This window comes from Stenotrophomonas veracruzanensis (assembly GCF_032911525.1).
GTDB lineage: Bacteria > Pseudomonadota > Gammaproteobacteria > Xanthomonadales > Xanthomonadaceae > Stenotrophomonas > Stenotrophomonas africana.
Window position 1 is genome coordinate 53619 of the sequence record NZ_JAWJTI010000008.1, and the last position, 13411, is coordinate 67029.

At 68.5% G+C, this 13411-nt stretch carries 10 protein-coding genes; 8 read left to right on the forward strand and 2 right to left on the reverse strand.

Going from position 1 to position 13411, the window contains the following annotated elements:
* Positions 1 to 10: 10 nt before the first annotated feature.
* The 6 genes from R1H25_RS08230 to glgX are packed head-to-tail and all read left to right on the forward strand — an operon-like array spanning position 11 to position 10572.
* Complete coding sequence (locus R1H25_RS08230; protein WP_373695558.1) at positions 11 to 2200, forward strand: 1,4-alpha-glucan branching enzyme; 2190 nt, start codon at positions 11 to 13, stop codon at positions 2198 to 2200.
* Positions 2197 to 3915 carry a malto-oligosyltrehalose trehalohydrolase gene (treZ, locus tag R1H25_RS08235; RefSeq protein WP_317223305.1) on the forward strand — a complete coding sequence of 573 codons (1719 nt, stop codon included), beginning with the start codon at positions 2197 to 2199 and terminating at the stop codon, positions 3913 to 3915. The genes R1H25_RS08230 and treZ overlap by 4 nt, the downstream gene beginning before the upstream one ends.
* Positions 3912 to 5756, forward strand: coding sequence for a 4-alpha-glucanotransferase (locus R1H25_RS08240; protein WP_317223306.1), 1845 nt, complete (start codon positions 3912 to 3914; stop codon positions 5754 to 5756). Before treZ ends, R1H25_RS08240 begins: the two co-directional genes overlap by 4 nt.
* The gene (gene treY / locus R1H25_RS08245; RefSeq protein WP_317223307.1) at positions 5753 to 8326 is read left to right on the forward strand and encodes a malto-oligosyltrehalose synthase; all 2574 of its coding nucleotides are present in this window, start codon (positions 5753 to 5755) and stop codon (positions 8324 to 8326) included. The genes R1H25_RS08240 and treY overlap by 4 nt, the downstream gene beginning before the upstream one ends.
* The gene (locus tag R1H25_RS08250) at positions 8295 to 8465 is read left to right on the forward strand and encodes a DUF2934 domain-containing protein (protein WP_080354897.1); all 171 of its coding nucleotides are present in this window, start codon (positions 8295 to 8297) and stop codon (positions 8463 to 8465) included. The genes treY and R1H25_RS08250 overlap by 32 nt, the downstream gene beginning before the upstream one ends.
* Positions 8452 to 10572 (forward strand): glycogen debranching protein GlgX, encoded by a 2121-nt coding sequence (gene glgX / locus R1H25_RS08255; RefSeq protein ID WP_317223308.1) that lies wholly within the window; start codon positions 8452 to 8454, stop codon positions 10570 to 10572. The genes R1H25_RS08250 and glgX overlap by 14 nt, the downstream gene beginning before the upstream one ends.
* Positions 10573 to 10624: 52 nt before the next feature.
* On the opposite strand, the gene R1H25_RS08260 is transcribed toward glgX, so the two are convergent.
* Complete coding sequence (locus tag R1H25_RS08260) at positions 10625 to 10939, reverse strand: AzlD family protein (protein ID WP_317223309.1); 315 nt, start codon at positions 10937 to 10939, stop codon at positions 10625 to 10627.
* The gene (locus R1H25_RS08265; protein ID WP_317223310.1) at positions 10936 to 11667 is read right to left on the reverse strand and encodes an AzlC family ABC transporter permease; all 732 of its coding nucleotides are present in this window, start codon (positions 11665 to 11667) and stop codon (positions 10936 to 10938) included. The genes R1H25_RS08260 and R1H25_RS08265 overlap by 4 nt, the downstream gene beginning before the upstream one ends.
* Positions 11668 to 11794: 127 nt before the next feature.
* Here R1H25_RS08265 and R1H25_RS08270 point away from each other — a divergent pair, with 127 nt between their 5' ends.
* Entirely contained in the window at positions 11795 to 12259 is a 465-nt protein-coding gene (locus R1H25_RS08270; protein WP_005413654.1) for an Lrp/AsnC family transcriptional regulator, read from the forward strand.
* A gap of 471 nt (positions 12260 to 12730) precedes the next feature.
* Positions 12731 to 13411 carry an STN domain-containing protein gene (locus R1H25_RS08275; RefSeq protein WP_317223353.1) on the forward strand — a complete coding sequence of 227 codons (681 nt, stop codon included), beginning with the start codon at positions 12731 to 12733 and terminating at the stop codon, positions 13409 to 13411.

A 13411-nucleotide genomic window follows, 5' to 3' on the forward strand; every position in this document is an offset into this window, starting at 1 on the left:
CGACCAAGCCATGGTGGGCGCCGGACTGGACGAGCGCGCGGCGCCGGCATTGGAAGACCTTGTCCATGCACGACCTGCCGATGCATTTGCCTGGCTCGGGCCGCATCAACAACCGGATGGCCAGCGACAGCTGCGCGTACTGGTTCCCCACGCGCATCGCGTGGAAGTGATTGCGGGCCCGGAGCGGCGCTGGGGTCTGCAGCCGGGCCCTTTGCCCGGGCTGTTCGAGGGGCCGGCTGGCGAAGCGCCTGTGCCGCTGCTCGCCCTGCATTTCGAGCAGGGTGTGGAGCAGGTGCACGATGTCTATTCCTTCGGCCCGCTGCTGGACGAGGCGCTTCTGCAGCGCTTTCATGCCGGTGATGCTGATGCAGCGCGGCAGCTGGGTGCGGTGCCGACGCAGGTGCAGGGCATTGCGGGCGTGCGCTTCGCGGTGTGGGCGCCCAATGCCCGGCGGGTCGCCGTGGTTGGCGATTTCAACGGGTGGGACGGCCGACGTCATCCGATGCGGCTGCGTCACACCGCCGGCGTGTGGGAGCTGTTCCTGCCGGGCGTGCAGGCCGGTGCCCGTTACAAATTCCGCATCGTCGGCGCCGACGGCCGGGTGATGCCCGACAAGTTCGATCCGATGGCGCGCTGGGCCGAGCTGCCACCGGCGACAGCATCGCGGGTGCCTTCGGCTGTGCCGATGCAGTGGCACGATGACGCATGGCTGGCGGCCCGCCGCCAGGCCGGAACCCGCGCACCGCTGTCGATCTACGAAGTGCATGCGGGCTCCTGGCAGCGCAGCGACGAGGGTGCGCCGCTGGACTGGGATGCCCTGGCCGAGCGGTTGATTCCGTACGTGGCCGGGCTTGGCTTCACCCATATCGAGCTGTTGCCGGTGAGCGAACATCCCTTCGGCGGTTCCTGGGGCTATCAGCCGCTGGGGATCTACGCGCCGACGGCACGCCATGGCACCCCGCAGGCCTTCGCACGCTTCGTGGACCGCTGTCACCAGGCCGGCGTGGGAGTGATCGTGGACTGGGTGAGCGCGCACTTCCCCAACGATGCGCATGGCCTGGCCGGGTTCGATGGCACCGCGCTGTACGAGCATGCCGATCCGCGCGAAGGGGTGCACGCCGACTGGGACACGTTGATCTACAACTATGGCCGCAACGAAGTGGCCGCCTACCTGATCGGCAGCGCATTGGAGTGGGTGGAGCGCTTCCACATCGACGGTCTGCGCGTGGATGCAGTGGCCTCGATGCTGTACCGGGATTACAGCCGTGCCGAGGGGGAGTGGATACCCAACGAGCAGGGCGGACGCGAGAACCTGCAGGCGGTCGCGTTCCTGCGGCGGATGAACCAGGCGCTGCGCGAGCGCTTTCCGGACGTGCTGGTGATCGCCGAGGAATCCACCGCATGGCCGGGGGTGACCGCGCCGGTGGAGGAGGGTGGGCTTGGCTTCACCCACAAATGGAACATGGGCTGGATGCACGACACCCTGCAGTACCTGGGGCGCGACCCGGTCCATCGCCCGCATCACCACAGCGAGATCAGCTTCGGCCTGGTCTACGCCTTCTCCGAACGGTTCGTGCTGCCGCTGTCCCACGACGAGGTGGTGCACGGCAAGGGGGCGCTGCTGGCCAAGATGGCCGGCGAGCCGGCGCAGCGGCTGGCCCAGCTGCGCGCGTATTACGGCTTCATGTGGGCGCACCCGGGCAGCAAACTGCTGTTCATGGGCGGCGAGTTCGGCCAGGGCCATGAGTGGTCGCACGATGCGGCACTGGACTGGGCACAGGCGGCCAGCGGTGAGGGCCGGGGTCTGTCGCGCCTGGTGGGCGACCTCAATGCCGTGCTGCGCGCCGAACCTGCGTTGCATCGCGACGAACGCGACGAACGCGGTTTCGACTGGAGCGTGGCGGACGACAGCCTCAACAGCGTCTATGCCTTCGTCCGCCGGGATCCTGCCGGCAGCGGCCGCACCCTGCTGGTGGTGAGCAACTTCACCCCGGTGCAGCGCGACGGGTACCGGGTAGGCGTGCCGCAACCGGGGCGTTGGACCGAACGTCTGAACACCGACAGCGGGTATTACGGCGGCGACAATGTGGGAAACCTCGGCGCGGTGCTTACCGAGCCGAGTGCGATGCATGGTCACGCCCAGTCGCTGCGGCTGACCCTGCCGCCGCTGTCTACGCTGTACCTGCAGGTTGATGCATGACGACAGTGGCCCCGCGCCTGGGCGCATGGTCGGTGGCCGGCGAAGAGGTGGAGTTCCGCGTGTGGGCGCCGGACGTGGATACGGTGGCGCTGTGCCTGCAGGGCGCCCAGCGGCCGATGCAGCGCGACCGGGATGGCTGCCACTGGCTGCGAACGCCAGCATCGCATGGTGACCGCTACCGGTTCCTCCTTCCCTCCGGCCAGGACGTACCCGACCCGGCCTCGCGCTGGCAGCCGGACGGCATCGATGGCGACAGCGCGGTGGTGCTGGGCATGGATGGAGCACGGCCCACGTGGCAGGGGCATGCCTGGCAGGACCTGGTGATCTGTGAAGTGCATATCGGAGCGGGCGGCGGCTTTGCGGCGTTGACCGCGCAGCTGCCGATGCTGGCGGCCTTGGGCATGACCGCCATTGAACTGATGCCGGTCGCGCAGTTCCCCGGCCAGCGCAACTGGGGCTACGACGGCGTGTTTCCCTACGCGCCGGCGCATGCCTACGGCGGGCCGGCAGCCTTGAAGGCCTTTGTCGACGCCGCGCATGAGGCCGGGCTTTCCGTGCTGCTGGATGTGGTCTACAACCACTTCGGGCCGCAGGGGAACCGTCTGCGCGACTACGCACGGGGGTTCTTCCGTGACGACCGCACCACCCCTTGGGGCGAGGCCATCGACTTCCGCCAGCCATGGGTGCGGCGGTTCTTCGTCGACAATGCGTTGATGTGGTTGCGCGATTACGGCTTCGATGGCCTGCGCCTGGATGCGGTGCATGCCATTGACGACGACCGGTTCCTGCAGCAGCTGGCCGATGAGGTGCGCGCGACGGTGCCGCAGGCGCACCTGGTGTTGGAGAACGAACGCAACCAGGCGCGGTGGCTGCGCGGCGGCTATCAGGGGCAGTGGAACGACGACTTCCACAACGCGCTGCATGTGATGCTGACCGGCGAGCAGGAAGGCTATTACGCGGCCTATGCCGGGCGCGCCGAAGCACTGCTGGCGCGCTGCCTGGCCGAAGGATTCGCCTGGCAGGGCGAACCGGATCTGCATGGCCATCCCCGCGGTGAACCGAGCGCCGACCTGTCGCCCGCGCGTTTCGTGGTGTTCGCGCAGAACCATGACCAGGTGGGCAACCGTGCCTTCGGCGAGCGCCTGTCGATGCTGGTCGATCCCGCGCCGCTGCGCGCGGCACTGGCCCTGACCCTGCTGACGCCGATGATCCCGCTGCTGTTCATGGGTGAACCCTGGCAGGCGCAATCGCCATTCCTGTTCTTCACCGACTACGCGCCGCCGCTGGACGAGGCGGTGCGCGAAGGGCGTCGCCACGAATTCGCGGGTTTCAGCGCCTTTGCCGATGTCGCCTCGCGCGAGCGCATTCCCGACCCGAACGACCCGGCGACCCTGCAGGCCTCGTACACGCTGCCACCCGGCGATGATCCCTGGTCGCAGCACTGGCTGCACTGCACGGGTGAGTTCCTCGGCCTGCGCAGGCGCTATCTGCAGCGTGGCCTGCTGCAGGCGCGGTCGCTGGGTGCACGCGTGCTGGGCGAGGGCGCGGTGCAGGCGGGCTGGCAGCTGCCGTCAGGCCAGTGGTGGATTGCGATCAATGTGGGCCCATCGCCAGTGGGGCACGCGATGCCGGCCGGCGAGTGCGTTGTGGGGCCGGACGCGGCCGGGGTGCTGCCGGCAGGCGGCGGTGTGCTTGCCTGCTGGGTCGCCGCATGAATACGGATGCGACGGTGCGGGACGCGGCACGCCGTGCGGGCCTTCTGGTTCGCTGGACCGACGTGGCTGGTGCCGAGCGCGAGGTTGCGCCGGACGTCCTGCGCGCCGTGCTGGCGGAGTTCGCGTGCGACGGTGCGCCGGTGGACCACCCGTTGCTCACCGCCTGCTGTGGTCAGCTCCTGGCCCTGCCTGCGGCAACGGGAGCGGCGTGCTGGGTGGATGAGCAGGGCACAGAGTTGCCTGCACGTGCGGATGCGCAAGGGCGCTGGCGCGTGCCGGATCAACCAGGCTATTGGCAGTGGCGCCAGGGCGGTCAGCAACAGGCGGTTGCGGTAGCACCGCAGCGTGCCTGGTGGCCGCAGGGCATGCTGCGCGGCTGGGGCCTGTCGGCGCAGGTCTACAGCCTGCGCGCGCCCGGTGATGCCGGCATCGGTGACAGCGCCGGCTGTGCGCGATGGAGCGAGCTGTTGCACCGTCACGGGGGCGATGCACTGGCATTGAGTCCGCTGCACGCCGGCCTGCCACCGGGCCCGGGCTACAGTCCTTACTCGCCCAGCGACCGGCGCTGGCTCGATCCGCTGCAGGTGTCGCTGCCGCAGGTATTGCCGGAGGCTGCCAGCAGCGTGTTGCGCGAGGACGAAGCACTGGCGACGGCCGTCGAAGCGGGTACCGCAGCACGCCGCATCGACTGGCCGAACTCGGCGGCAGTGAAGTGGCGCTGGCTGCGGCAGGTACACCAATGGCTTCGGCTGCAGGTGCCAGCGCAGTACGCGCAGATCGAAAGCTGGCGTGCCGCGCAGGGCGATCCGCTGCGGAACTATTGCCAGCATGCCGCCGACCGGTTCACCGGCGGCGCGGACGACCATGCGTTTGCGCAGTGGCTGGCACAGCAGGGCTGGGCACAGGTGCAGGATGCGCTACGCAACGATGGCGCGTCGATCGGACTGATCGCGGATCTGGCGGTAGGCTGCGCGCCGCAGGGCGTCGAAGCCCGGACCGGCGGCGACCATCTGCTGCAGGACCTTGAACTGGGCGCGCCGCCGGACGCATTCAATCCGCTGGGCCAGGCCTGGGGTATCACCAGCTGGTCACCTTCTGCGCTGCAGCGCGAGGGGTTTGAACCGTTCATCCGCGTGCTGCGCGCCGTGATGGCTGGCCGTGGCGGGCTGCGCATCGATCACGTCCTGGGCCTGCAGCGGCTGTGGGTACTTCCCCGCGGCGCAGGCGCCGGGCAGGGCGTATACCTGCGCTACCCGTTCGATGATCTGATCAACCTGCTGGTTCTGGAATCGTGGCGCCATCGCTGTGTGCTGATCGGTGAGGACCTTGGCGTGGTTCCTCCGGGTATCCGCCAGCGACTGGCCGCCCGTGGCGTGCTGGGGCTTGAGGTGCTCCCGTTCGCCCGCAACGGCGAGCACTTCCTGCCGGCGCCACGTTGGCGCCGCGATGCGGTGGCCATGCCCTCCACCCATGATCTGCCGCCGCTGGCCGGCTGGCTGCGCGGGCGCGACCTGCGCTGGCGTGCACGCCTGGGTGAGCTGACGGAGCTTCCCGCGGCGCTGCACGCGCGTGCCAGTGAAGTGCAGGCGCTGTCCGCAGTCGCCCGGGGCGAGGGCGCGACGCTGGAAGCGCGTGCGCTGTCACTGGTGGCGCACGCACCTTCACGGTTGGCGTTGCTGCCGCTGGAAGATGCGCTGGGCAGCCGCGCGCAGGTGAACCTGCCCGGTACCGTCAACGGCCACCCCAACTGGCGCCGTCGGTTGCCGCTGGCGTGGGACAAGGACGCGGCCGACGCGCGTATTGCCCGATTCAGCGCCACGCGGCGGAAGGTGAGGCGATGACCGGGTTGCGTGCCACTGCCCGCCTGCAGTTGCAGGCAGGCTTCAACTTCGAGGCCGCCTCGGCGCAGCTTCCGTACTACGCCGCGCTGGGCGTCAGTCACCTTTACCTGTCACCGATCGCTGCTGCGATGCCGGGGTCCACGCATGGCTACGATGGCATCGATCCGGCCAGCATCAATCCGGACCTGGGCGGCGAAGCGGGCTTCCTGCAGCTGGCGACAACGGCGCGCGCGCATGGCATGGGCCTGATCCTGGACATCGTGCCCAACCACCTGGCGGCGTCCCCGCATACGCCGTGGTGGAGCGATGTGCTGCTGCACGGGCGTCGAAGCCCCCACGCAGGGTGGTTCGACATCGAATGGGAGGCGCCGGACTGCGAGGGTCGGCTCTGGCTGCCCGTACTGGACCGGCCATTGCACGACGCCGTGCGCGATGGGGTGGTGCACGTGGTGGTGGACAACGCGCGGCCCGTGCTGCGCCACCATGGGCTGGCATTGCCCTTGTCGCCGCGCAGCCATCCGCTGGCACCCGCGCAGTGGCCAGCCTGGGCCGAGCGCTGCAACCGCAGCGTGGAACGGTTGCACGCGCTGCTGCAGCGGCAGCATTACCGGCTGGCCTGGTGGCGCACGGCGGGTGACCGGGTGAACTACCGGCGCTTCTTCGACATCAACGAGCTGGCCGCGTTGCGGGTGGAGCGCGACGATGTGTTCGAGGCGGTGCATGCACTGCCCCTGCGGCTGGTACGCGAGGGCTGGGTGGACGGCCTGCGCATTGACCATGTGGATGGCCTGTCGTCACCCGGTGCCTATCTGCAACGCCTGCGGGCGTCGCTCGACGCGGCCTGCGCGGCCGGCGGTCGTGACGCACAGGCAGTGAGCGTGCATGTGGAGAAGATACTGGCGGAGGACGAACAGCTGCCCGATGGCTGGGCCTGCGACGGCACGACCGGCTATGACTTCATGGACCAGGTCGGCGCGTGGCTGCATGATCCGGCAGCTGCCCCCGCGCTCTCCCGCGCCTGGCAAGCGGCGAGTGGCGACGTGCGCAGCTTTGACGACTTGCAGCAGGATGCCCGCGGCATGCTGTTGCGCACGTCGCTTCACGCCGACTTCCAGCGACTGCTGCGCAGCGCGCAGCAGGTGCTGCAGCCCCGGCTGGCCGAAGCCGATATCGGAGCCGCTGCGCTGGCCCGTGCATTGGCTGCGCTGCTGCGGCACTACCGTACCTACCGCCCCTATTCGCTGCAGGGTGCGGGTGAACGAAAGGCGCTGGTGGACGCCGCCGCGTCGGTACGCGAGGCACTGGACGGTGCGGCACGTGTGGCGCTGGATCTGCTGCTGCGGGCACTTCCGGGCGACGCGCTGGCCGATAGCGCGCTGCGCGTGCGCTTCGGTCAACTGGCCGCGCCGTTGAATGCCAAGTCGGTGGAAGATACCGGGTTCTATCGCTATTTCAGGCTGCTGTCGCGCAACGAAGTCGGAAGTGATCCGCAGCGGCTGGGCATGGAGGGACGCGAGCTGCTGGAACACGCAGTGGGACGCCTGCAGCGCCATCCGCAGGCATTGCTTGCGCTGGCGACCCACGATCACAAGCGCGGGGCCGACAGCCGGGCGCGGCTGGCGGTTCTCAGCACCTGCACGGTCGAGTGGCGGGAGGCTGTGCGGCGCTGGAGCCGGGTGTCGACCCGCGCGGGCGCGCCGATGCCGTTGCCTGGCGCCGAGGCCTATGCGCTGTGGCAGGCGCTCGTGGCCGCGTGGCCGATGCACGGTAACCCGGGCGCCGACTTCGCATCGAGGATGGTGCAATGGCTGACCAAGGCGTTGCGCGAGGGCAAACGGGTCAGCAGCTGGTCCGATCCCAACGTGGCGGTGGAGGAGACCGCCGCGCAGTGGCTGCACGCGCTGCTGGATGGAGCGGCATTGCAGCCGGTGCGGGAGGCGCTGGCGACGTTCGTGGCGCGCATTGCGCCGGCGGGCGCCTGCAACGGCCTGGCACAGCTGTGCCTGCAGCACTGCCTGCCCGGCGTGCCCGACCTCTACCAGGGCGGAGAAGGCTGGGACCTGAGCCTGGTGGACCCGGACAACCGGCGTGCCGTGGACTATCCAGTGCGGCAGGCGTGGCTGCGCGATACGCGCGGTTGGCCCGCCCTGCTGGAGGACTGGCGGGACGGTGGTATCAAGGCATTTCTGCTCCGGCAGTTGCTGGATTGCCGCCGCAGGCACCCGCAGCTGTTCCTGCGCGGCCAACTGCAGTCACTGTCCCTGCCTGCGCGCTCGCCCTGGCTGGCGTTCACGCGCAGGCATGAGGCGCAGGTGCTGCTGGTGATCGTGCGGCGTGGTTCGCCCACCGCCATGCGCGGTCCCGGCCTGCACACGGCGCACGACGTCGGTACCGGCGTGACGCTGCGCGGGCTGCCAGCAGGCCCCATGCGCAACCTGCTGGACGGGCGCATCGATCATTTCAACGCGACCGCGGATGTGGGCAGGCTTCTGGCTGACAGCCCGCTGGCGATATGGATCAACGAGGAGACAGGTAGGGATGGACAGCAGGGAACGACGGCAGCGGATTGAGGCACTGGCCCACCAGATCTGGGAAGCAGAAGGGCGCCCGGATGACCAGCAGCAGCGGCACTGGCACATGGCCGAGCGGCTGGTGGAAGCCGAGATTGCTGCGGCGCGCGGCGAGGAGGGAAGCGATGGCCAGCCGTAAATGGGCACAGACCTCGCGCGTGCGCGAAGGGCGGCCCTTCCCGCTGGGTGCAACCTGGGACGGGCTGGGCGTGAACTTTGCGCTGTACTCGCGCCATGCCACCCGGGTGGAGCTCTGCCTGTTCGACGCGCGCAACCGGGAAGTCGAGCGGATCGCCCTGCCTGAGTACACCAACGAAATCTGGCACGGCTACCTGCCCGACGTGCGGCCCGGGCAGCGCTACGGCTACCGGGTGCATGGCCCGTATGCGCCGGAGGAAGGCCATCGCTTCAATCCCAACAAGTTGTTGCTGGATCCCTACGCCAAGCAGATCGTCGGCGAACTGAAGTGGGCCCCACACCTGTTCGGCTACACCCTGGGTCACCGCGATGGCGACCTCAGCTTCGACCGTCGCGACAGCGCCAGCTACATGCCCCGTTGCGCCGTGATCGATCCCGCCTTCAGCTGGGGCGCCGAGCGTGCGCCTGCCACGCCTTGGGACCGCACCGTGATCTACGAAGCGCACGTGCGCGGGTTGACCATGCAACACCCCGGTGTTCCGCAGGGCGAGCGTGGCACATTCTCCGCGCTGCGCCATGATGCGCTAGTCGACCATCTCAGCGGCCTGGGCGTGACCGCCATCGAGCTGCTGCCGGTACATGCCTATGTGGATGACCAGCAGCTGCTCGAGCGTGGCCTGCGCAACTACTGGGGGTACAACACCATTGGCTTTTTCGCGCCGCAACCACGCTATCTGTCGCTGGATACGGTGGCCGAGTTCAAGCAGATGGTCGCGCGGCTGCACAATGCTGGGATCGAGGTCATCCTGGACGTGGTCTACAACCACACCGCCGAGGGCAACGAACTGGGGCCCACGCTGTCGTTCAAGGGCATCGACAATGCCAGCTACTACCGCTTGGCCGATGATCGCCGCTATTACATCAACGATACCGGTACCGGCAACACGTTCGATCTGACCAATGCCGGCGCGCTGCGCATGGTGATGGACTCGCTGCGCTACTGGGTGACCGAGATGCGGGTGGATGGGTTCCGTTTCGACCTGGCCACCATCCTCGGCCGCGAGCGGCATGGCTTCGACGCCTCGGGCAGCTTCCTTGATGCGGTACGCCAGGATCCTATCCTGAGCCAGGTGAAGCTGATTGCCGAGCCATGGGACATCGGTCCGGGCGGCTATCAACTGGGGCAGTTCCCGCCGGGCTGGGCGGAATGGAATGACCGCTTCCGTGATACGGTGCGCGCGCTGTGGCGCGGCGATGGCGGCCAGCTGCCGGAATTCGCCACGCGTTTCACCGGCTCGGCCGACCTGTTCGAACACCATGGCAGGCGACCCTCGGCCAGCATCAACCTGGTGACGGCGCACGATGGGTTCACGCTGCACGATCTGGTCAGCTACAACGATCGCCACAACGAGGCCAACGGCGAAGACAACCGTGATGGCCACTCGCACAACCTCTCCAGCAACCACGGTGTGGAGGGCGACACCGATGATCCGGCGATCCTCTCCGTTCGCGCGCGGCAGATGCGCAACCTGCTGGCCACGCTGCTGCTGGCGCAGGGGACGCCGATGTTGCTGGCCGGCGACGAGTTCGGCCATTCGCAGCAGGGCAACAACAACGCCTACTGCCAGGACAACCCGCTGAGCTGGATCGATTGGGAGCGTGCTGCTGGGCCCGCCGCGCAGGCCCAGGTCGCCTTCGTGCGCCGCGCGCTGTCACTGCGCCGGCGTTATGGCCTGTTGCGCAGGAACCGGTTCCTGCGCGGTGAATACGATGAAGCACTGGGCCTGCGCGATATCGACTGGCGGCATCCCGATGGCCGCACGATGGAGGAGGCGGACTGGCATGATCCGGCGCTGCGGGCACTGCTGATTGTGCTGGATGGTCGAAGTCCGGACAGTGGCCTGCGCGAGCCCGGGCGGCATGTCAGCCTTGCACTGCTGCTCAACGCCGGGGAGCAGCCGCAGCGATTCTGTGTGTCAGACGACGCCCTGTCGTTCCGGCGCGTACTGCTGCAGACCGACGAAGCGCCAGTGGAGCCGGATGAGGAAGGCGCCTGGACGCTGCCGCCGCGCAGCCTGTGCCTGCTGGCGGCGAGCAGCGGCGCGTGATTGCACTGCTGCGCCACTACGGTACGCCGGGCGTTGCCCGGCGTACCGGTAGCTACCCCATCAGATAGCGCAACACACCCGCCGAGACCACGCCGATCAGCACGGTCGGCAGCATCGACAGCCGCGTGGCGGCCAGCAGGGTGATGGCCAGCGCGGCCAGGTCGGCCGGCTTGTCGGCGACGAAGTCCGGGGCGATCACCGAGATCAGCACGCAGCCCGGCGCGGCCTCCATCACCGTCACTGCGCGTTTGCTCAACCTGCGGTTGCGCAGCGCGAGGAAGCCGACGATGCGGGTCAGGTAGGTGGCGGCGGCCATCAGCACGATGGTCAGCACCGAGGTCCAGTGGATCAGTTCATTGAAGATCATGCTGCGTCCTCCGCCAGCAGCCAGGCGGCCGCCAGGCCGGCCAATGCGCCGCTGGCTACGTACCAGGCACCCGGAATCAGCAGGTAGGTGGCGGCGGCCACGACCAGGCTGACCAGCCACGGCCGCGCCGCCTTCATGCCCTGCCACATGCCGCGCAGCAGCACCAGGAACACGGCGGGGAAGGCCATGTCGAAACCGTAGGCGTGGATGTCGCCCAGCATCGGCCCGACGATCGCGCCCAGCGCGGTACAGGCCACCCAGACCGCGTACAGGCCTGCCGACACGCCAAGGTAGTAGGCCAGGCTGAAGCCGAGCGCACGGCGGCGCGCATCGGCCACGCCCATCGCCCAGCTTTCGTCGCACATGAAGAACAGCGCCGGCAGCACCCGGCGGCGTGGCAGGTGCTGCAGCAGCGGGGCCAGGCTGGCGCCCATCAGCAGGTGGCGGCTGTTGACCAGCGCGGTGATCGCCACGATCAGGGCGATGTGTGGCGGCGAGGTCCACAGTTCGACGGCGGCGAACTCCGAGCCGCCAGCGAAGTTGAGGCCGGTCATCAGCGGCACTTCCAGTGCGCTCAGGCCTTTCTGGGCCGCCTGCGCGCCGAGCACCAGGGCGAAGGGAATGAAGCCGATCATCACCGGCACGGCGGCGCGCAGGCCGCGCAGGAACTCGGCACGTGGCGTGGTATCGCAGGTGTCAGGCAGGGGGAGGGTGGTACGGGCGTCCATGGAACGGCACAACGAGATGGGGGTGGCCCATGCTAGCGGTCCGATCGCGAAATCGGGTTGCGTTGATGCTACTGGATTCTGGATGATTGATATTCAATGCGGTCAGAAGTGACAAGGGCGAAATCTCATGCAGTATCAGCTCGACAACCTCGATCGGCGCATCCTCGACGCCCTGCAGCGCGATGGCCGCCTGCAGAACCTGGAGCTGGCCCGTCTGGTCGGGCTGTCACCGTCGGCCTGCCTGCGCCGGGTGCGGTTGCTGGAGGAGGGCGGCTACATCGACCGCTATGTGGCCTTGTTGAACGAGGCCAAGGTGGGCCGTGGCTTCACGGTGTTCGTGCGGGTCTGGCTGCGCGGGCAGGACGAGGACACCACCAACCACTTCATCAACAGCATCAAGTCTTTCCCGGAAGTGCTTGAATGCCATCTGATGGCCGGTGACTGCGATTTCCTGCTGCGGGTGGCGGTGGCTGACCTTGATGCCTACCGGCAGTTCCAGATGCAGCACCTGAACCGGATCGCCGGGGTGCAGAACACCAAGACCGAGATTCCGATGCAGCGGATCAAGCAGACGACCCAGCTGCCGCTTTGAGGGATGGGGGGGGGGCGGCCGGGTTGCACCCGGCACCCGCGGGTAGTGCCGGCCGCTGGCCGGCAACCTCAGGAGCAACAGCAACAGCAACAGCAACAGCAACAGCAACAGCGATTCTCCGTGGGGCGGCGGGACGGTATGGCCAGGCAGGACACGCCGTAAACCCTTCCTTGGGGGCTCAATGGCGCCATCCATGGCGCCAACGGTCCTGCCTGGCCATACCGCCCCGCCGCCTGACAGCTTCCTGCGATCTGTCGGGGTCGGATCCCGTGCGCAGATGAATCTGCTCGGTTCATTGATTCCTGATGCATGACTGGCTCCACGGAGTCTGCCTCGGCGTCAGCCGTGGCGGCGGTCATCGCAATGACATCTGGCACCGGTACGGTTTGAGCCCGCTTGCGGGTCGCGCGCGGGCCGGGGTGCCGGTCGTGGTGCGCGTCCACTGCAGCTGCTGTCGCTGCCGAGGGTCATGTGTTCTACGTCAGGGGGCTGAATGGACACCACGCGGTCAGAACTTGGAAGGTGGCCATCGCCGCATGGCTGCTGCTGTCCTTTTCCGCTGCCGCGCAGGACGCTGTTCATGCCTACGACATCCCCGCGCTGCCGCTGGAACAGGCGGTCGAGCGCTTCAGCGTCATCAGCGGGTGGTCGGTGATGTACCCGGGCGACCTGGCCTCAGGCCGCAGCAGCCATGCGCTGCGCGCCAGCCTCGCGCCGCTGCCTGCGTTACAGGTGCTGTTGCAGGACTCCGGCATCGAGGCCGAGGTGATCGGCGAGCAGCGTGTGGTGCTGCGCCGGAGCACGCGCCTGGCTGCCGAACCCGGTGTTGGCGCCGAACTTCCCGAGGCCGAACGTCGGCGTCGCTACGGCGGGCTGCAGCAGCGGCTTCGTGCGGCATTCTGTGACGACCCCGAGATTGCGCCCGGCCGCTATGCCGCGACGCTCCGTTTCCATGTCGACAGCGAAGGCCAGGTGCATGCGCCCGAGCTGCTGTCAGGCAGTGGCAGCGCACGCCGCGATGCACGCCTGCTGCAGGCGATGCAGGGCCTGGTGCTGGCGGCGGAGGCCGCCGCGCTGCCGCAGCCGGTAACGCTGCAGATCCGACCTTCCGGCACCGACCACGACTGTGGCCGGCGCGCGCCCCTTCCATGA